Below are 20,388 nucleotides of genomic sequence, written 5' to 3' on the forward strand. Positions count from 1 at the left end.
ATTGAAAGCTTTATTTAAGCGATTCTTACTGAACAGTTGACTTTTTCGTGATATACGAAGTGAAGGCAACCTACTGTCAAATCAGACGGTAAATTGCCTTTTTTCTCACTTTATTCACCATTGCCAAATGGCAACCAAAGCGACATTTGCGGGAATAAAACAACTAATGCTAAAAATGCAATCATAAGAATAATAAATGGAATTACCCCTTTAACAACAACCCCAAGTTTTTCTTTTGCAATACCACTTACGACGAATAAGTTTAATCCGACAGGTGGTGTAATCATACCAAGCTCTAAGTTGATTACCATAATAATAGCGAAATGATATAAGTTTATATCAAAGTGAGCTAAGATTGGTAAAAGAATAGGAAGTACAATTAAAATAATCGATACAGCCTCTAAGAACATCCCCAAAATGAAGAATAGGATATTGACGATAATCATAAATGTCCACTTATTCATACCGCTCTCAGAAATCCATTGACCCACTTGTTGTGGAACTTGTTCATTCGTTAAGTACAAACCAAATAATGAAGCAGCGCCGATAATAAGGAAGATCATGGCTGTAACGTTAATAGATTCTACAAAGATAGGACGAAGATCTCTCCATTTTAATTCGCGATAAATAAAGGCTGAAACAATAAGACCATAAACAACCGCTACAACTGCTGATTCCGTTGGAGTAACTGCACCAGAATAAATGGAACCTAAAATTAATATCGGTAAAAATGCACCCCAGATTGCTTTTAATGATTTACGCCCACGTTCACTCCATGAAGTCTTTTCATCACCTTTGAAGCCGTTTCGTTTCGCATAAATAATGGCCGCAATAATTAAAACGGCTGTTAAACCAAGTCCAGGAATAACCCCAGCCATGAATAGCTGACCAATCGATTCTTCTGAAGTAATACCATAAATGATTAACGGTACACTTGGAGGAATTAAAATACCTAACGTACCCCCAGCAGCTACAAGCCCTAAAGAATATTTTTTATCATACCCAGCAGCCAGCATCGCTGGAATCATGATTGAACCAATTGCAGCAGCCGTTGCAGGGGAAGAACCTGAAATCGCTGCGAAGATAGCACAGGCTAAAATCGTAACAACTGAAAGTCCACCGGGTAAATGGCCAACCCATGAACGCAATGCTTCAATTAAATATTTTGAAATACCGCCGCGAGCCATAATAACCCCAGCGAGTACAAACCCCGGAATGGCCATCATAGGGAAGGAGTCGAGAGCCGTAAACATACGCTGCGGCATCATGTTCATATTAAAATCGGACATAAATAGAACGAAAATAGTAGATAATGCTAAACTAATGGCAACAGGAACACGTAAAAATACTAATACGAAGAAACTAATTAAGAGGGTTAGCATATTCTTCACCCTTTCTACGCAGAATGTTTACGAATCTCTCGATGAAACGAAGTAAAAATAGTATTCCTGAAATTGGTAAGATTAAGTAAACAACCCACATAGGAATCCCTACATCTAGTGATACCATTCCAGATGTGTAACGATTTTCTACAAGTACGAATCCGTAATATGTATAAATTAAGCAGAAGATAATACTTAAAGTTGTCGCTACAATATTTAGTATAAATTGCATCGGTTTATTTAATTTATCGAATAGGATATCAACTTGAATATGTTGATTGTGCTTTAAAGCCATACCAAATCCTAAAAACGTGCCCCAAATAATAGCGTAGCGTGCTACTTCCTCAACCCAAGCTTGCGGGTCATTCAAAACATAGCGCATAATAACTCCGTAGAAAATTAAAAAGATACCAATTGCAAAGAAAACCCCAGATGCTATTTCTTCAAGGTACGTCCAAACTTTCTGTAGCATTTTTAGTCTCACTCCTTTTAGATTAAATAAAGAGGGAGTGCCGAATAATCGGCACTCAAAATAAAACTATTTTAAAGCATTAATTCCCTCGATTAATTCAGGTGTGATTGTTTCCTCAAACTCTTCATAAACAGGTTGTAAAGCTTCTTTTAAAGCATCGCGTTCTTGTTGTGTCATTTCATAAACTTCTACAACACCAGAAGCTTTTATATTTTCTAAAGATTTTGCATTTTCTTCAGCTGCTAATTCTTGTGCAAAAGTAGTTGCTTCAGCAAGAGCTTCTTCAACAGGTGCTAAAAGATCAGCAGGAATTGATTCCCAGAATGATTTGTTTACAAAGATTGCATAATCAACACGACCATGCTGAGTTGTAGATAAATAAGGTTGAACTTCATAAAATTTCATCGTATCGAAGTTGTTGTATGGGTTTTCAGCGCCATCTACTGTACCTTGTTGAAGTGCTGCATAAGTTTCACCGAATGCGATTGTTGCGGAACCAGCGCCTAAAGTTTCAAATTGTGCTTCTAATACTTGTCCAGCTTGTGCCCGGAATTTTAAACCTTTATAATCATCAACAGTTACTAATGGATGTTTATTGTTTGAGAAATGTTTGAAGCCATTTGGCCAGAATGCCAACCCTTTAATATCATTTGCAGCTAATGCATCAGAGTTCATTAAGCTTTGTGCAATTTCTGAATCAAAGAATGCTTGAACATGTTCATCTGATTCGAAAAGATATGGCATGTCAACATATTGCCAACGTGGGTCAATTTTCACCATTTTTGTTACAGATGGAGCGATCATGTGTACGTTACCGGATGCTAATGCATCTAATTCGTCGTTGTCTCCATATAACTGTGAAGAAGGGTAAACTTCCACCTTAACTTTTCCTTCTGTTTTTTCATCAACTAATTGAGCAAATTTGTCAGCAGCTTGACCTTTTACACTTTCAATTGCCGTAACGTGAGAAAATTTAATAATAAACGGGTTTTCTACCGTATATTCTTCACTTGATTGTGCTTCGCCTTCGCTTTCTCCTCCACCACATGCTGCTAATACTAGTGCGAGTGCGCTAATGATTGTTAGTAAAAGCCATTTCTTCATTTGTTTTCCCCCTAAGTGTTTATTGTTAAAAGAGAGCTACTCCCTTAATAACCAAAGTTGATAGTGAAGCATAGGACAAGTCCTAGTTATAGATTTTAAATTCATACAAGAAAGCGCATTCATTTCATCGTAGTCTTTGGAAGAGTTTCTTTGGACAACGATGTCTTCGATTTCTAGTAAGAATTTAGGATAATGGATACAATTTATTTGGATAATGGATACAATAAGTTTCAAAATTTTCTTTTATATGATTCGGATTTTCTACAAAATACTGAAAATTTAGATTGATTTGATAATAATAGAATGATAAGAATATACAATATTATGGTCATATTGGACATTTTGGTTTTTATGGTATGTAAGTGATTGATAGTGCTTTAAGTATTAAAAAAGCTTGTAAACTCATTGTTCACAAGCCTCTTTAATAAATTTTGTATTTCACCTATTACTTTATTTCATTAGCAAATTTATTTAAGAATTGTATACTCCTAATGACGTAAATCTTCTTCTAAAATGAAAATTTAAGTATTCAGTTAGCTCTATGATTATATATTTCAATGTTGTATAAAGCAGGGAAGGGGGAGTGACTGTTGACAGCAAATAAGCAAGGACCTTTTACAAGCCTTACTTATTTTCTTTATTTTTTATGTTTTCTAAAACCTGATTACCAGCGCGAGTAATATGCTTTTCCAATATATCGCAAACTAATTGATGATCATTGTTTTTAATCGCTTCTACCATTGCTTTATGTTCCTGTTTTGACACTTCAATTTGGTCTGGAAGTAAGTGTGGAGTTTGTTGGGGGAATCCAGTCCATAAGTTTTTTATGAAGGAATTTAATTTTTCCCACGGACAATCTTTAATTAAAAGATTGTGGAACATAATATTTAACTCGACAAATTTACTTATTTCTTTTGTTTGATCCATTTCCTCAATTAAGTTTTCTAGTTTTTGTATAATATTGGAATTAATAAATTTTAAACTTTCTTTTACAGCTAAAGTCTCGAACTTCGAACGAAGAAAGTAGAGTTCTTCAAGTTCCTTCAGTGAAAATTCCCTAACAATTGCTCCTTTGTGGGGTTCTAATGTGACATAACCTTCTGCCTCCAATTGCTTGATTGCTTCACGTATAGGCATGCGGCTTACTCCTAGAGACTTTGCTAATTCATCTTGAATTAAACGTTCTCCTGGTTGAAATTCACCTTTTATAATCGCTTCTCGAAGTACACGACAGATTTTTACAGGTATAGTTTCTAAATCATGTGCGTCTAATTTTAAATTCATTGACATATCTTGTTGCCTCCATAAAGTATCTTTGATATTGGATATAATATTTAATCAATTTAATTTTATCATCAACTTTAAATTAAAAAAATTATAAAAATTTTATTGAATTAAATATTGGATACAATATATAATATTCGATAAATAGGGGGTGCTTTTTTGGCTTTACAATCGTATTTATTTGTACCAGGGGCAAAAGAACAAGTAATAAAGAAAGCGATTACATCTGATGCAGATATTGTCATTATTGATTTAGAAGACGCAGTTGCTGAAGATGAAAAAGAAAATGCAAGGCAATTATTATTAACTATCAATAAAGAAGTTAATATTCAGCAAAGGGAATTATGCGTTAGAATAAATGGAATAGATTCAGAACATTGGAAATCCGATTTAGAAGCGGTATATAAAGCTAATATTAACAGTGTTATGTTACCTAAGTGTGAATCTAAAGAAGACATTGAACAGTTAACTCGTTTTGCTGAGGAAAAATGCATTTTAAATTTTTCAATAATTCCGTTAATTGAAAGTGCTAAAGGGGTTTTAAATGCTTATGAAATAGCGAAATCACATCATTCTATACAACGTTTAGCATTTGGTTCTGTTGATTACTCATTAGATATCGGTGTAGAACTATCAAAAGAAGAAACTGAACTTTTATTTGCAAGATCAATGTTAATTAATTCTTCAGCTGCCGCTGGTATCGAAAGCCCAATAGATTGTCCTTATATTGATTTTAATAACGAGGAAGGATTTATCGAGACAGTTACAAATGCTAAAAAATTAGGGATGAAAGCTAAACTATTAATTCATCCAAAGCAAATTGAATTACTACATAAATTATATCAGCATTCAGAAGAAGAAATTAATCAGTCTAAAACTATTGTTCAATTATTTGAAGAAGCCTTGTTAAATGGTAAAGCGGCTATATCTTATGAGGGGAAAATGATTGATTACCCGGTCTATAAACAGGCTAAAAGAATATTATCAAGACAAAATAAGATCGGGAATAATAATTGACAACTGCTAACATTTTGAATAGAACAGTGTGAAATCAATGCCGGTTTACATCTACTGCATAATTCTATTTGGTGGGTATGGAAGGAGGCATTTTGAATTGGTGGAATATTTAAGAGAAGAGTAAGTACAATATTTTATTCTCAAACAATGGAAAAGGGGATCTGCAATGAGAGTAATTCATTATCGAGATATTGTTAGTAAAGTTGCCGACATGTGCCAATCTGCCAACTACGATTTAGGGGAAGATGTAATAGAGGCTTTCCAAAACGCAAAGCAAACTGAAAAATCTGACACAGGCAAGATGATTATCAATCAATTGTTAGATAATGCAGCATTAGCGACAAAAAACCGTGTTCCGATGTGTCAAGATACAGGTGTTGCAGTATTTATCGTAGAGTTAGGCCAGGACTGTCATATTGTTGATGGAAGTTTAATAGATGCTATTAATGAAGGAGTTGCCCAAGGGTATCAAACAGGCTTTTTAAGAAGTTCAATTATTAATCATCCGTTAACAAGACAGAAAACGGAAATGTATAATGCCCCAGCAGTTGTGCATATCGAGATAGTTCCAGGAGACCAGCTAGTGTTGCATATGAGTGCAAAAGGTGGAGGAGCTGAAAATATGAGTACGCTTAAGATGTTAAAGCCATCAGATGGATTAGAAGGCGTGAAACAATTTATCCTTGAAACTGTCAAAGTAGCCGGTCCTAATGCCTGCCCACCATTAGTAGTAGGAATTGGAATAGGTGGGAATTTTGAACGTTGTGCCTATTTAGCGAAAAAATCTCTTTTTAGACCTATAGGTGTTCGGAGTCAATTATCCGATATTGCCCAGTTAGAGGAAGAGCTTATTAAAGAGATTAATAGGCTAGGAATTGGGCCACAAGGAATGGGAGGATCAACAACAGCATTAGATGTAAAGATTGAAATTGAGCCTTGTCATATTGCTGCTTTACCTGTAGCGGTCAACTTAAATTGTCATGCTAGCAGACATAAAGAAGCTGTTCTGTAGGGGGGACTTCGAATGCCAATTCATATAACTGCACCACTTACTGCAGAGATAATAGAAAATTTAAAGGCTGGAGATGCAGTTTTACTAAGCGGAACAATTTATACTGCGCGAGATGCGGCACATAAAAGAATGTATGAAGCGTGTCTAGCAGGAAAAGCTTTACCTTTTGATATTACTAATCAAGTAATTTATTACGTAGGACCTACACCGGCGAAAGACAATCAAGTCATTGGCTCAGCAGGTCCAACTACAAGTGAAAGAATGGATAAGTATACACCTACCTTACTTGACTTGGGTTTGAAGGGGATGATTGGTAAGGGGTATAGAAGCGATGAGGTTAAGAGTTCCATTAAAAATAATAGAGCGATTTATTTTGCAGCAATTGGGGGATCAGCGGCATTAATTGCCCAATGCATAAAACGTGTTGAGGTAGTTGCTTATGAAGATTTAGGAACTGAAGCGATTCGTAAATTAGAAGTAGAAAATATGCCTTTAATCGTCATTAATGATGCAACTGGGCAAGACTACTATGAATTAGGTGTTGCAGCATTCAGAGAAGCTGAGGAGATTAATTGAAAATATAGATGTTTATACGAAATTGAATAAGTAAAAGGTGATATTTATTCGAAAATTAAATGAAAGAATTATAGATGAGATTACCGATTCCTTTAATGATTTAGACTATGCAAATCTAGCAAGCTGGCTAGAAGCCTATAAAAAGATTAAAACAAGACCGTATCATTTATTAGGACACTTTTTAAATATTAGCTGGTTGGACCAGACTAGCGCAAAAATGTTATTAGGAACGAACAATAGCAATCGTTATGGAAATGCCCATGGAGGTGCCCTGTACACACTTGCAGATGTAGTAATTGCTGAAGATATCATGCATCGGTTAGGTGATAATCTGGATGTATTTACCCTTGAACTGAAAATGAATTATATTCGTAAGGCAAAAGGAAATTATGTTGTTGGGAAATCTGAAATTTTGCACCTAGGGAGTAGGACGGCAGTCGCGGAATGCTCAATATACAACGAGAATAATAACTTAGTGGCAAAAGCTTTTGGAACATTTTTTATCGATTCTAAATAGAGGAGTGGAGGGGTGCGTATGTTACCGTTAGAGGGAATCACAGTAATTAGTTTAGAGCAGGCAGTCGCTGCACCTTTTGCAAGCAGGCAATTAGCAGATTTAGGTGCAAGAGTGATAAAAGTAGAGAGACCCGAAGTTGGTGATTTTGCGAGAAATTATGATACGACTGTTCATGGACAATCAAGCCATTTTGTTTGGACTAATCGATCAAAAGAATCAATTGCAATTGATTTAAAAACCGAACAAGGGAAAGAGATATTAAAAAAATTATTAAAGAAAGCTGATGTTTTTATTCAAAACTTAGCACCAGGGGCTATTGAACGATTAGGATTTGACCCCGAAGAGTTAACAAAGAAGTTTCCTCAATTAGTTATTTGTAGTATTTCTGGTTATGGAAATAGTGGGCCTTATCGAGATAAAAAGGCATATGATTTATTAATTCAGTGTGAGGCAGGATTAGTGTCAATTACGGGGACTGAAGACACTCCCTCTAAAGCTGGTATATCCATTGCTGATATTAGCGCAGGAATGTATGCATATAGTGGAATTTTAACAGCATTAATACAACGTCAACATACAGGCAAGGGCTCCATTTTAAATATTTCTATGCTGGAAGCGCTGGGAGAGTGGATGGGGTATCCAATGTATTACGCAGCATACGGTGGAGAAGAACCACCTCGTACAGGTGCGAGTCATGCAACCATCTATCCTTATGGTCCCTTCCGATGTGGTGACGGAAAATCAGTTTTCTTGGGAATACAAAATGAAAGAGAATGGAAAAGATTTTGTTGCGAAGTATTAGAAAATCCTACATTAGCCAACGATGAAAAATATGATAGTAATTTTAAACGCAATCAGCATAAAGAAGAATTGAAAAAGTTAATAGAAAATGAATTTAATAACATCACCACAGAAATATTAACTTCACGTTTAGATCATGCTCAAATAGCAAATGCTCGTTTAAATGATATGAGTTCATTCTTCAATCATCCTCAATTAAATTCTCGTAATAGATGGAGAGAGGTAGACACACCTAATGGTCCGATTAAAGCACTTCTACCTCCAGCAACAATTAGTGGGATAGAGCCGGTAATGGGGGCTATACCGAGGGTTGGAGAGCATACGGAAAAAATATTAGAAGAGTTAAACATAACTATAAACCAATAAATATTAAAGGGGTGTATTTAAATGAATAACAATAAGCAAATTAAATCAGGTTGGAAAGGTCGTTTTTATGAAGATTTTGAAGTAGGTGACATTTATCCGCATCCACTTGGCAGAACAGTTACACAAGTTGATAACATCTGGTTTACATTATTAACTCAAAATACAAATCCAATTCATTTTGACGAATTTTACTCAGCTCAAACAGAATTCGGTAGACCTTTAGTTGACTCAACGTTTACAGTTGCGTTGGTAACAGGACAATCAGTAACTGATATTTCTCAAAATGTTATGGCTAACCTTGGCTGGGATGAAATTCGTTTACCAAATCCGGTATTTGAAGGGGATACAATTTATTCTTACAGCGAGTTATTAGAAAAGCGTGAATCAAAATCTCGCCCAAATGTAGGGATTATTAAAGTTAAAACCTATGGATATAATCAAGAGGGTAAAATAGTTATAGAGTTTTTAAGAACGATGATGGTTTATAAGCGAGATCATGCACCTGATGCTGCAAATGAACTATTGCAGAAGGTATTAGACAAAGATTCTAAAAACTAAAATTGGATACAATATTAAATATTTAATGGTGGGGGATGGTAAATATGACAACTAAGGTTAAAGTGGATACCGAATCTTTACGTAATGAAGTGAGAGAATTATGTTCGACATTTACTAACGACTATTGGAAGCAACTTGATATAGAGCGAGAATATCCATATGAATTTGTAAACGCTTTAACAAAAGCGGGCTATTTGTCAGTACTTATTCCTGAAGAGTACGGCGGTAAAGGTTATGGCATTACAGAGGCGAGCATTATTCTAGAGGAAATACATCGTTCAGGAGGGCACGCAGCTGCATGCCATGCACAGATGTATACAATGGGTGCATTATTAAAACACGGTTCAAAAGAGCAAAAACAAAAATATTTGCCTGGTATTGCTGCTGGTGAAATCAGATTTCAAGCGTTTTCAGTAACAGAGCCACAGGCAGGTTCCAATACATCTGCAATTGAAACATTTGCAGAAAAAACTAAAGATGGTTATATCATCAACGGACATAAAAACTGGACTAGTCGGGTATTACAAACAGATTTATTAATGTTATTAGCACGTACAACTCCAATTGACCAAGTAGGTGAAAAGAAATCACAGGGATTAAGTTTATTTTTAATTGACCTACGTGAAATTCGCGAAAAACAGCCTAGTGCATTCAAATCGGAAAAAGTACGTACAATGTTTAACTACGCGACAAATCAAGTATGGTATGAAAAAATGAAAGTTCCTTTTGATAGCTTAATTGGAGAAGAGGGAAAAGGCTTCAAATATGTATTAGATGGGATGAATGCAGAGCGTATTTTATTATCCGCTGAAGCAATTGGAGACGCGTACTTCTTTATTGATCAAGCTGTACGTTATGCGAATGAACGGATAGTATTTAATCGTCCAATTGGTCAAAATCAAGGGGTTCAATTCCCAATCGCCCGTGCATATGCGTCTGTAAAAGCGGCGGATGCACTGCGTTATGAGGCAGCTCGTAAATTTGATGCGAATGAGAAATGTGGGGAAGAAGCAAATATGGCGAAGCTTCTTACTTCAGAGGCAAGCTGGGAGGCAGCGAATGTTTGTATTAATACATTTGGTGGTTATGGTTTTGTAGATGAATACCATATTGAGCGTAAATTCCGTGAAACTCGTATGTATCAAGTAGCCCCTGTAAACAACAATATGATTCTTGCCTTCTTAGGTCAAAATGTTTTGGGGATGCCAAAATCCTATTAATTTGAATAAATTTTAAAAATTTATCTGCCAAACAAAAAAACTTCAAGTCGCTCTAAAAAGGAGCAACTTGAAGTTTTTTAATAATCTTTATCCGTAAAGAAAATTGCGATTGTACCGGGCCCTGAATGAGCTCCGATAGCCGCACCAATTGTAGTAATGACAAAAGCCTTTGGATGTAGATGTTGTTGTATTAATGATTGAACTTCCTGTACAAACTCTAAATCATCTCCATGGCTAATTCCAACCGTTTTGGCTGAAAAGTCTCCACCACGTTCTGCCATAATTTCAATCATTCTATTTATGGCTTTTTTACGGCCTCGTATTTTTTCTAGAGGAATTAATTTTCCGTCCTCTACATGTAAAATTGGTTTAATACTTAATAATCCACCGATAAATGCACTTGACTTAGAAAGTCTACCTCCGCGGGCTAAATAATCCAGATTTTCTACTGTGAATAGATGAGTCATATGTTCTGCCATATTGCTGATGTGGGAAGCCAAATCATCAAGCGACAGCCCTTCATTGCGAAGTCTAACTGCTTCTTTTACAAGGAGGCCATGACCTAATGAAGCGCATTTTGAATCGATAATTTTTAGTTTAAATTGAGGATATTGCTCGCGTACTTGTGAAGCAATCATTACTGCCGTGTTATATGTACCCGACAAATTAGATGAAAAGGCAATATATAACCCTTCCTCGTTATTTTTTGCTAATTCCTCAAAATGTGTTAAAAACACTTCTGGAGAGACTTGCGAAGTTTTCGGGACAGCTCCTTGACGCATTCCGTCATAAACGGATTTTGGGTCAATATCTATAATATCGTTGTAATTTTTATTATTAAAATCAACCCTTAGCGAAAATAATTGCACATCCTCCTCATCAAAAAATTCTTTTGGCAAGTCACAGCCACTGTCTGTAAATAATTTCACTTTCAATACCTCCTTTTGAACGATTATGCAGTTCATTCTATGGTGAGGTTATGAGGAAATACGAGTACTTCCAATCATATCGTCCTTATAATTTTAGTCTTTCTATTAAAATTTTGGCTATACCATCTTCATTGTTGCTCAAAGTTACTTCATTGGCAATGTTTTTTAAATCAGCAATTCCATTTGACATTGCTACGCCGATTCCAGCATAGTCAATCATTTCCAAATCGTTATCTTCATCACCAAAAGCGATAATTCGTTCACGAGGTATATTCATATCCTTTGCAACAAGAGAAATACCTACAGCTTTGTTCAACCCTTTGCGAACAATTTCAATAATATGGAATGGTGCACCCCAGCGACGATGTTCAATAAGTTCTGCGTGAACATTTTCTAAATGATCACGAATCAGGGGGACATTAGATTCTTCAGCGTGAATAAGCAAGCTTGTAGGATCTTCATTTAGGTTATTTCTTAAATTTCCGATTGTCACCTTAGGATCGCCCATTTTAAAAATGTCCATCATTGCTTTATCCTCAACATGTATAAATACATCATCCATAACTTCTGCAATTAAGTTTTCGTATTGATATTTATCTACGGAGTCTACAACATCGTATACAACGCTTAAATCAATTGGAGTATGCACTGTTTCCCACGTTTTACTTTTTGGATGGTGAACAAGTGCACCATTAAAGTTTACGATAGGAGTTGATAACATCAATTCGTTGTAATACAACTGACTAGCTCGATATGGGCGGCCAGTCGCAATCATCACCTGATGTCCAGCTTCTTTTGCTTTGAATAATGTTGTTTTTGTCTTTTCAGAAATTTTTTGATCATCTGTTAATAAAGTGCCGTCTAAATCTAATACGATTAAATGTTGTTTCATTAAGGAATTCTCCTTTCTCTATCTTTCTGATTTTATCCTTCTGGATAAATTTAGTCAAAATTTTGTATTTTGCATTTCTCCATTCAGCAAAAAATTTTAACCAGTGATAAGATATACTATGATTAGTCTTTTCTACAATAGATGAAAATATTAGCTAAAAGAACTTTTCAACAAAAATTATTCAGTTATAACTAGGTAAACTAGAGGAGTGGATGAAAATGCATGTTCAAGATGATATGTGGCAAGGTATTCCGTTATTACATGTTTATGATAATGACATGGATGAACATACGCCTGTTATTATTTTTCTACATGGTTTTTTAAGTGCAAAAGAGCATAATTTGCATTATGCATATCAACTAATTAAAAAAGGTGTTCGTGTCATTATGCCGGATGCACACCTACACGGAAGCCGAACGGAAAACCTTTCTGAAATGAAAATGAATATGCATTTTTGGGAAATTGTTGTGAAAACGATTAAAGAAGTGCAGAAAATATATGAAGAATTGCAACTGAGAGGCATGTTAGCTTCAAATAATATTGGTGTAGCAGGAACCTCTATGGGTGGAATCGCCACTTCTGGCTGTTTGAAAAAATATGATTGGATCCAGGCTGCTGTAATTTGTATGGGTGCACCAGGTTATATTGAGCTGGCAAATTATCAAATTGATCAATTTAAATCGTTGGGAGTAGAGCTTCCGATAACAAATGAACAAAAGCAACAAATTGAGAGCACTTTAGCCGAATTTGATATAACAAAAGATCCAAATCGCTTTAACAATCGACCTGTTCTATTTTGGCATGGACATAAAGATGAGACTGTACCATTTAAAAATACATATCATTTTTATCAGCAATTGAGTTCATACTATGAGCAAAAACCAGAGCGTTTGAAATTTATCGAATCGCCAAAAGATGGGCATAAAGTTCCGAGAGAAGGTGTGCTTGCAATAACAGAGTGGATTTCTCAACATTTGGCATAAGTTATTTCGTTTGATATGATATGGTTAACAACATAAAGAAAGGGGAAACAAAAATGGCAATTAGTGAAGAAATGAAAGAAAGTATTTTAGGTGCCTTAGAAAATGTAATTGATCCTGAGTTAGGTATTGATATTGTAAACTTAGGTTTAGTATATGATGTTGATTTAAATGAAGAGGGCTTAGCTACAATTACAATGACGTTAACTTCATTAGGCTGTCCACTTGGCCCAGTCATAGTTGATCAGGTGAAGACAGCACTAAGTGAACTGCCAGAGGTTAAAGATGTAGAAGTAAATATCGTTTGGCAGCCTGCTTGGTCAAAAGATATGATGTCACGCTATGCAAAAATGGCATTAGGCATTCGATAAAAAATCGTATGTCTAAAAATGTTTTGGAAACCACCACTTTTAAGAGAAATCATGAAGTTTGTGTGACCACTACAGAGCATTTAAATATAGCTTAAAAAAGGAAGCTTTTCGGAATCTTGAAAAGCTTCCTTTTATTATTTCTCTTGTCGTTTATAAAAAAGATCGATTAAAACTCCTGTTTAAGCAGGAGTTTTTCCTATTCTACAAGGGTCAAATTTTAACGACCATTTAGTGGAAGATAAAAAACTGTTATAAAAGCAGTTAATTTATTTTTATAAATGAATACCTTGCATTATTAAGTAATATAAATTATAACATATATAGGAGGTGTAAAATTTGGAAGTAAATAAAGAGGTTTTAAAAGGTCATATTGATACGATAATCCTTTCGCTTTTACATAGTAGGGATATGTACGGATATGAGTTAGCAAAATTAGTTCGGGAAAAAAGCGAAGAACAATTCGAATTAAAAGAAGGTACACTTTACTTATCATTAAAGAGGTTAGAAAAAAATAAATGGATCTCATCTTACTGGGGTGACGAACAAGGCCCAGGAGGAAGAAGAAAATATTATAAACTTACACCTTTAGGAGAAGTTGGTTTTGAAGAAAAACGTTCGGAATGGCAGTTTGTAAAAAAAATTATTGATTCTTTTTTAGAAGGGGGAGAAAAAGAGTGAAGAAAATAGAATCATATGTTGATGGGGTTTATAGTAGTGTCGGTGGGAATAAGAAAGAAATTGAAGAATTAAAGGCAGAGATGAAAAGTCATTTGATAGAGGCTGTTCACGAGCTAAAAGCAGAAGGAAAAAATGAACAAGAAGCTATTAATATTGCTATTGAGCGTTTCGGTGGAGAACAAGAAATACGTTCGATTGTAGGCCAACTGTTTAAAGCACAAAAAACATTCGCTAAATGGGTACTTTACCTTTCAATGGCTATAATTCTTTTTACTGTATTTGCATTTGGGTTTATATGGTCATATGAAGAAGAAAATGCCAATGAAAATTCCATTGTGGCTACACAGATTTCAGAGATATTAAATGATAAAAACAATATTACTGAAGAAATGGAAAAAGAAATAAGTAGTTTAATAAAAGATACTGACCAAATCTCGAAGATTGAAATTTACAATGTAAGCGATGTGGATAATGTTAATCAGGTAATTGATTATGTTAGTGATACAAAGCCAGATTATCGATATGAACAAAAAGTGTGGAATCCTAAATGGCTCCAAGCCGATTTTTTCCCTTATGCAAACTGGGATAAAAAATGGTACGTTGGAATGGAAACGAGACAAATTAGTGATTGGATGGCAATAATTTTGTTTTCAGGCATTGCAATTTATATAACCTTGTTCACTATTTGGGCAACAATTAATTCGTATCATCATAGACGATTAAATATTGGTTGGATAATTGCCTTTACTTTGTTAAATGTTATAGGTTATTTGATTTATGTATTAGTAGGGAAAAGGAAAATAGCTGCTTAGTAATAGCAGGTAAAGGAATAGGAATAATGTTGTTGCTGCTTTTTATTGAACAAATAGGGGCTTTTGTTCAATAAATGGGTGAGATAGTGAAGGAGCGTGGTTAAAATTATAGCTTCCTTATCCGTAGTTCTTATAATTTTTTTTATAATGGCTTTCATTCTTACTTTTAAACGTTCTTGGATACTTAATTTTATGATATGGAGCATGTACTTAGCGATAATTTTCATACCTATATTCACTGCCGCTGGTTCATTCACTTATAGAGACATAACACATGATGGATTTGCAGGAATTGGATTTCTATTTTTATTCATACCTCTTGAAATAATTGCAATCCTTATGTTTATTATTGGCTGTATAGGAGGTATTAAGAAAAGAAAGATAAAAAAACAAAATGAAAATCTATATGATGTTCCGTTATAAATTGAATTACTTAATTAAGATTGATTTGACTATTATTTTTATGTTGTTAAACTAATGAGATTATTTTTAAGTATTTCACTAAAGGACGCTTTCCTCCAATTAGGAAAGTGTTTTTTCATTAAGGGTTAGTTGAGGGAATAAATTATTGTGAAAATAACGATAGTTAATAGGTATTGGGAAGGGTGATTAAAATGCGTAAAGAAAATGAGATGATAAACCTTTTTAAAAATATTGTTATGAATGATGATAGGATTAGATTATTTGTACTTGAGGGTTCTAGAACAAACAAAAATATTCCGAAAGATGATTTTCAGGACTATGACATTTCCTTTTTTGTAACAGATATAGAAAGTTATAAGAAAGATGATCATTGGCTTGATGTGTTTGGTGACCTAATTTTTATGCAAAAACCAGAAGATATGGAGTTATTCCCATCAGACTTAGGAAATTGGTTCAGCTATATAATGTATTTCAATGATGGTATTAAGATTGATTTGACTTTGATTCCCTTAAATGAAATAGACTATTATTTATCAGATTCAGATGGCTTAGTAGAAGTATTGATTGATAAAGATAACATGATCAGTAAAAAAATTATTCCAAGTGACGAGAAGTATTGGATTAAAAAACCATCTGAGCGACAGTTCGATGATTGCTGTAATGAGTTTTGGAGTGTATCAACTTATGTTGCAAAAGGCTTATTCAGAAAAGAGTTTTTCTATGCAATGGATCACTTTAATCAGATTCTTCGCCCTGAACTTTTACGAATGATATCATGGGAAGTTGGTATAAGAGAAGGATTTGATTTTAGTGTAGGGAAGAACTATAAATTTATTGGCAATTATCTTCCTGAAGCAGAGTTGAAAAAATTAATTAATACCTTTTCTCAATTCGGGTATAAAGAATCTTGGGAATCCTTTGAGTTATGTTGCAAATTATTTAGAACCTATTCCAAAAAAGTTGCATCTGCATTAGGTTATAAATACCCCGAGTATGATGAGAAAATGACGAATTTCGTTCAAAATATTTATAGTAATCTAAGTGGAAAATAAGCTTTTGTAATACAAACTTTTTACTCTACATTAGGCGTATTTCTTTAATAAGTAGCACTTAAGAAACTCTTGTTATGTGATATACGTAGTAATAATTAACATAATGGAGGGGGGCAGATTTACATTGTTTAAAATTGTACCTAAATGTAATCAATGTGATAAAGAAATTAAAGGTAATGATGTGGTTATAAATGCTAATTTAAATATGTACACTCTCGCTTGAATAAATATGTACAAAAATGCTCCTTCATTTCATACTAATACTGAGGTGTTAGTATGCATATTCAACTAGATATAGAGACGGAATTTACAATCAACAGTCTTTCAGACTTAGCAAATTTTAAACAAGTAATGGAGCAATTAAAGATGAAAATTAATAAAAGTAAATTAGCGAGAGACATGGGTGTAGATCGACGAACAATCGATAAGTACTTAAATGGCTTTGTTCCAAAAATAAAACGTAATAAACCTTCTAAAATCGATGAGTTTTATCCGATTATTGCAAGTCTTCTATCGGAAGATTCTAAGCAAGTTTTTTATTATCGACGTAATCTTTGGCAGTATTTAAAGGATAATCACGGTCTGAAATGTGGGCAGTCGACATTCCGTACATATATTGCCAATATACCAGAATTTAAAGCATATTTTGAGAAAGACGAGCGTGTTGCTTCTATTAATAACGGTATTCGGTTTGAAACCCGTAAAGGTAAACAAGCACAACTAGATTGGAAAGAAAGTATTCTTTATGAAACAAGTGATGGGGAACAAGTTGAAATTAATGTAGCAGTATTAGTACTGAGCCACTCACGAATGCGCTTCTTTTATATGAGTGTTTCAAAATCCCAGGCTGTTTTATGCTCGTTCTTAACAGAGACGTTTGAAAAAATGGGTGGAGTACCTGAAGAACTCATCACTGATAATATGAAAACCGTAATGGATGAGGCAAGAACAGAACGTTTTGTTGGAAAAGTAAATGCGAAATTTGCGCAATTTGCGAAGGACTTTGGATTTAAGGTTAAACCTTGTATAGCAGGTCGTCCTCGTACAAAAGGAAAAGTAGAGACAACAATGAAATTACTAGATGAAATTCATGCTTATCAAGGGAAATTTAATATGGCAGAATTACATAATTATATTCAAAATTTATGTAATAGAATCAATCATGAGGTTCATCAAGGAACCAATAAAATACCTATTTTAGAATTTCAAAAAGAAAAGAATCACTTACTCCAGCTACCAACTGAACGAGTAAGAGATTCCTACAGAATCAACCATACGTTTGTAAAAGTTAATGTATCTAACATGATTTCCTACAAATCCAATCAATACTCCGTACCAGCGGGGTATCAAGGAAAAAAAGTAGGTCTACAAGTATACGATGATCAATTATGGATTTATTATAACATGGAACTAATCGCACAGCATAAAATTAGTGAAGCAAAATTGAATTATCAAGAGGCGCATTACCGTGAAATTATCATAAAAGCGATGCCGGAATACCCTGACATTAATGATTTAGCAAAGCGAAATTTAGCAGCGATTGGAGATATGTATAAATGAATTCAATAATGAACACAAACTATCAGCAGCTACAACAAAACCTGGAGTATTTAAAATTAAAGCAAATGGGTCTCCATTTGAATGAAGTCATCGACTTCGGTATAAAGAATGAGCTCTCATTTATTGATACACTCATTAAATTGACAAACTATGAAATTGATGTGCGTGAGCAAAATATGATTCATGCGATGGTCAAAGTGGCTGCGTTTCCACATTTAAAGGAAATGAAGGATTTTGATTTTGACTTCCAGCCAAGCATAAATCAGCAACAATTACTTGATTTTCAAAGTCTTCGTTTTATCGAAGCAAACGAAAATATCGTATTTCTAGGTCCAAGTGGTGTCGGCAAGACCCACCTGGCCACAGCAATTGGCATTACTGCAGCAAAAAAACGAACAAGTACGTATTTTATTAAGTGCCATGACTTAATCCAGAATTTAAAGAAAGCATGGTTAGAAAACCGCTTAGAGAGCCGTTTGAAGCATTATACGAAATATAAATTATTAATCATTGATGAGATTGGTTATTTACCAATCGATCCAGAGGATGCGAAGTTGTTTTTCCAACTAATTGATGCTCGTTATGAGAAACGTAGCACGATTTTTACAACGAATGTGAACTTCAAATCATGGGATGAAATCTTTCCTGAACCAAAGCTAGCAAATGCGATTTTAGATCGCATTTTACATCACGCTAGCGTTGTCACAATCGTCGGCGAATCATACCGATTAAAGCATTATTTAGCCCCGGAAAACGAGTAATTTTGTACATCCTTAAACGAGCAAAAATGTACATATTGGTGTTGACATTTATAGTGGTATTTGTAAAAATGCGTTATCCAGAAGGAAAGGGTATGACTGAAATTAAAGCCTATTTGCAAAATGAAGGAAAATTAATTTGCGAAGATTGCTTTAATAGTAAGGCTAACTAATTATTATTGAATTATCGGACGCTTTCTTAGTATAAGAAAAGTGCTGTTTTGATTAAAGTGCCAAAATAAAAAGATTTTTTGTAGTGATGTAGAGTGGATTGGTAAAGGGGGATATACAGATGAAAAATATTTTTAATCAATTGCATTTAGAGGAAATTTTAAACCGTATCGACAAACTAAGCCCTAATTCAAAATCTCAATGGGGTAAAATGGATGTTGCCCAAATGCTGGCACATTGTTCATCCTTTCAAGACATTGCAATGGGATACTCTTTTCCAGAGAGAGGTTGGTTAGGAATATTAATAGGAAACTTTGTGAAACCGATTTTTTATAATGACAAGCCACTAGCCAAAAATATGTCCACAATTCCGACCATTTTGATTGTAGATGAAAAAGAATTTGAAACAGAGAAGGAAAAACTGAAACAAAAAATTATAACCTTCCAAAATAATGGTCCAGAGAAGTGTACGACTCATCCCCATCCTTTTTTCGGTAAACTCACTTCCGCGCAATGGGGAAAAGGAATATACAAGCACCTTGACCATCATTTAAAACAGTTTGGAGTTTAGTTTGTTTTTAGAAATATAAATAAAAGTTGACCAAAGAGAAAAGTAACGAAATACCTTAACTTAGAAATAAATAATTACTTTATTGTTAAAAAAAATTCTTTCCTCAACTTAAGAATCCTTTATCTTACATAATGATCTGCTATAATAGGGCGCTATCTTTGACTAAGAGAAGCGTTTATTTCCATTTAATGGCCACTTTTTGAACGAAAGCTTTAAAGTTGGCTGGATAATCATGTTAAAGTGTAGATGGGTTTATGAAGTATTGTATTAGAGGTGAATAAATGATCAATTTTGAAGATATTTTGCATAAAAGACTTGTTCTTTCTAGGCCGTTAAGTAAAAATGAAGCAGAAAAATTGAACCTGACAAATACATATTTCGGAGATGAAGAAGAAAACTCCCTTCCAAAACAATGGTTTTGTAGTATTGATATAGAGGATTGGAAAGATGTAGAAATATTTGTACAAGGAAATATGGAAAAGCCAAATGAAAAATTTATTGAAATGGCGGGTAAAATACTCGACAATTTCCAGCAACATCTTAGCCGTGCATTAAAGTATTTAAAGGAATTCTTTCCTACTCAAGAAGTAGAGAATTATGATTTATCTGCAATATCATTTGGAAAGTTGATTAATTTTGATGACTATTTATTTAAAGGCTTTACGATTGCTTTTATTTATGGAGATTATCCTTACGCATTTCAGTTTAAAGTAAAATTCAAAGAAAATGGATGGCCTATTGGTTTTGAGGGTGGACCGCTTTAAGAAGGACAGAATAGATTGTTTCGCTTTATTATTCCACGATTGAGCGCAATGGTTAAGGGCTATTGATTCCCCCTTAATTCCAAAGTAATAATAAAATAGATTTTTTAACCGTTTTAAA

23 protein-coding genes are annotated in these 20,388 nt (G+C 34.2%); 17 read left to right on the forward strand and 6 right to left on the reverse strand.

The window, feature by feature from the left end; all coding sequences use genetic code 11:
• Positions 1–110 precede the first annotated feature (110 nt).
• The 4 genes from MKY04_RS05375 to MKY04_RS05390 all read right to left on the reverse strand — a co-directional run bounded on the left by MKY04_RS05375 (position 111) and on the right by MKY04_RS05390 (position 4,248).
• Complete coding sequence (locus MKY04_RS05375; RefSeq protein ID WP_346235486.1) at positions 111–1,382, reverse strand: TRAP transporter large permease subunit; 1,272 nt, start codon at positions 1,380–1,382, stop codon at positions 111–113.
• The gene (locus tag MKY04_RS05380) at positions 1,363–1,854 is read right to left on the reverse strand and encodes a TRAP transporter small permease (RefSeq protein WP_346235487.1); all 492 of its coding nucleotides are present in this window, start codon (positions 1,852–1,854) and stop codon (positions 1,363–1,365) included. Before MKY04_RS05380 ends, MKY04_RS05375 begins: the two co-directional genes overlap by 20 nt.
• Positions 1,855–1,920: 66 nt before the next feature.
• Positions 1,921–2,958 (reverse strand): DctP family TRAP transporter solute-binding subunit, encoded by a 1,038-nt coding sequence (locus MKY04_RS05385; protein WP_346235488.1) that lies wholly within the window; start codon positions 2,956–2,958, stop codon positions 1,921–1,923.
• Between the two features lie 624 nt (positions 2,959–3,582).
• Positions 3,583–4,248: a GntR family transcriptional regulator gene (locus MKY04_RS05390; RefSeq protein ID WP_246020503.1), complete on the reverse strand. Its 666-nt coding sequence runs from the start codon at positions 4,246–4,248 to the stop codon at positions 3,583–3,585.
• A 153-nt stretch (positions 4,249–4,401) separates the two neighbouring features.
• Here MKY04_RS05390 and MKY04_RS05395 point away from each other — a divergent pair, with 153 nt between their 5' ends.
• The 7 genes from MKY04_RS05395 to MKY04_RS05425 all read left to right on the forward strand — a co-directional run bounded on the left by MKY04_RS05395 (position 4,402) and on the right by MKY04_RS05425 (position 10,309).
• Positions 4,402–5,259: a CoA ester lyase gene (locus MKY04_RS05395; protein ID WP_346235489.1), complete on the forward strand. Its 858-nt coding sequence runs from the start codon at positions 4,402–4,404 to the stop codon at positions 5,257–5,259.
• A 166-nt stretch (positions 5,260–5,425) separates the two neighbouring features.
• On the forward strand, positions 5,426–6,271 hold the full coding sequence (locus MKY04_RS05400; RefSeq protein WP_126296191.1) for a fumarate hydratase: 846 nt from the start codon (positions 5,426–5,428) through the stop codon (positions 6,269–6,271).
• A 12-nt stretch (positions 6,272–6,283) separates the two neighbouring features.
• Positions 6,284–6,847, forward strand: coding sequence for a Fe-S-containing hydro-lyase (locus tag MKY04_RS05405; RefSeq protein WP_126296190.1), 564 nt, complete (start codon positions 6,284–6,286; stop codon positions 6,845–6,847).
• 37 nt (positions 6,848–6,884) lie between these two features.
• On the forward strand, positions 6,885–7,364 hold the full coding sequence (locus MKY04_RS05410) for a PaaI family thioesterase (protein WP_126296189.1): 480 nt from the start codon (positions 6,885–6,887) through the stop codon (positions 7,362–7,364).
• Between the two features lie 18 nt (positions 7,365–7,382).
• Positions 7,383–8,531, forward strand: a complete 1,149-nt coding sequence (locus tag MKY04_RS05415; RefSeq protein ID WP_346235490.1) for a CaiB/BaiF CoA-transferase family protein — start codon at positions 7,383–7,385, stop codon at positions 8,529–8,531.
• Positions 8,532–8,552: 21 nt separating this feature from the next.
• Entirely contained in the window at positions 8,553–9,089 is a 537-nt protein-coding gene (locus tag MKY04_RS05420) for a MaoC family dehydratase (protein WP_126296187.1), read from the forward strand.
• A gap of 44 nt (positions 9,090–9,133) precedes the next feature.
• Positions 9,134–10,309 carry an acyl-CoA dehydrogenase family protein gene (locus MKY04_RS05425; protein WP_221766343.1) on the forward strand — a complete coding sequence of 392 codons (1,176 nt, stop codon included), beginning with the start codon at positions 9,134–9,136 and terminating at the stop codon, positions 10,307–10,309.
• Positions 10,310–10,386: 77 nt separating this feature from the next.
• Here MKY04_RS05425 and MKY04_RS05430 read toward each other — a convergent pair whose 3' ends face one another.
• Together MKY04_RS05430 and MKY04_RS05435 are read right to left on the reverse strand one after the other, a co-directional pair.
• Positions 10,387–11,238, reverse strand: a complete 852-nt coding sequence (locus MKY04_RS05430; protein ID WP_126296185.1) for a DegV family protein — start codon at positions 11,236–11,238, stop codon at positions 10,387–10,389.
• Positions 11,239–11,323: 85 nt separating this feature from the next.
• Positions 11,324–12,130: a Cof-type HAD-IIB family hydrolase gene (locus MKY04_RS05435; protein WP_346235491.1), complete on the reverse strand. Its 807-nt coding sequence runs from the start codon at positions 12,128–12,130 to the stop codon at positions 11,324–11,326.
• Positions 12,131–12,348: 218 nt separating this feature from the next.
• Here MKY04_RS05435 and MKY04_RS05440 point away from each other — a divergent pair, with 218 nt between their 5' ends.
• The 10 genes from MKY04_RS05440 to MKY04_RS05490 all read left to right on the forward strand — a co-directional run bounded on the left by MKY04_RS05440 (position 12,349) and on the right by MKY04_RS05490 (position 20,270).
• Complete coding sequence (locus MKY04_RS05440) at positions 12,349–13,113, forward strand: prolyl oligopeptidase family serine peptidase (RefSeq protein WP_126296183.1); 765 nt, start codon at positions 12,349–12,351, stop codon at positions 13,111–13,113.
• Positions 13,114–13,166: 53 nt separating this feature from the next.
• A complete protein-coding gene (locus MKY04_RS05445) occupies positions 13,167–13,481 on the forward strand; it encodes a metal-sulfur cluster assembly factor (RefSeq protein ID WP_126296182.1) in 315 nt (104 codons plus the stop codon).
• Positions 13,482–13,817: 336 nt separating this feature from the next.
• Positions 13,818–14,159: a PadR family transcriptional regulator gene (locus tag MKY04_RS05450; protein ID WP_126296181.1), complete on the forward strand. Its 342-nt coding sequence runs from the start codon at positions 13,818–13,820 to the stop codon at positions 14,157–14,159.
• The gene (locus tag MKY04_RS05455; protein WP_346235492.1) at positions 14,156–14,971 is read left to right on the forward strand and encodes a permease prefix domain 1-containing protein; all 816 of its coding nucleotides are present in this window, start codon (positions 14,156–14,158) and stop codon (positions 14,969–14,971) included. Before MKY04_RS05450 ends, MKY04_RS05455 begins: the two co-directional genes overlap by 4 nt.
• 192 nt (positions 14,972–15,163) lie before the next feature.
• The gene (locus tag MKY04_RS05460; protein ID WP_126296386.1) at positions 15,164–15,394 is read left to right on the forward strand and encodes a hypothetical protein; all 231 of its coding nucleotides are present in this window, start codon (positions 15,164–15,166) and stop codon (positions 15,392–15,394) included.
• Positions 15,395–15,585: 191 nt separating this feature from the next.
• Positions 15,586–16,446 (forward strand): aminoglycoside 6-adenylyltransferase, encoded by an 861-nt coding sequence (gene ant(6) / locus MKY04_RS05465; RefSeq protein ID WP_126296387.1) that lies wholly within the window; start codon positions 15,586–15,588, stop codon positions 16,444–16,446.
• Between the two features lie 276 nt (positions 16,447–16,722).
• Complete coding sequence (gene istA, locus MKY04_RS05470) at positions 16,723–18,006, forward strand: IS21 family transposase (RefSeq protein ID WP_346235252.1); 1,284 nt, start codon at positions 16,723–16,725, stop codon at positions 18,004–18,006.
• Between the two features lie 8 nt (positions 18,007–18,014).
• Complete coding sequence (istB, locus tag MKY04_RS05475) at positions 18,015–18,767, forward strand: IS21-like element helper ATPase IstB (protein WP_346235865.1); 753 nt, start codon at positions 18,015–18,017, stop codon at positions 18,765–18,767.
• A gap of 289 nt (positions 18,768–19,056) precedes the next feature.
• Complete coding sequence (locus MKY04_RS05485) at positions 19,057–19,506, forward strand: DUF1569 domain-containing protein (RefSeq protein WP_346235493.1); 450 nt, start codon at positions 19,057–19,059, stop codon at positions 19,504–19,506.
• A gap of 281 nt (positions 19,507–19,787) precedes the next feature.
• Positions 19,788–20,270 carry a hypothetical protein gene (locus MKY04_RS05490; RefSeq protein ID WP_126296150.1) on the forward strand — a complete coding sequence of 161 codons (483 nt, stop codon included), beginning with the start codon at positions 19,788–19,790 and terminating at the stop codon, positions 20,268–20,270.
• Positions 20,271–20,388 lie beyond the last annotated feature (118 nt).

Origin of the sequence: Lysinibacillus telephonicus, from assembly GCF_039654155.1 — a bacterium.
GTDB classification, from domain to species: Bacteria; Bacillota; Bacilli; order Bacillales_A; family Planococcaceae; genus Ureibacillus; species Ureibacillus telephonicus.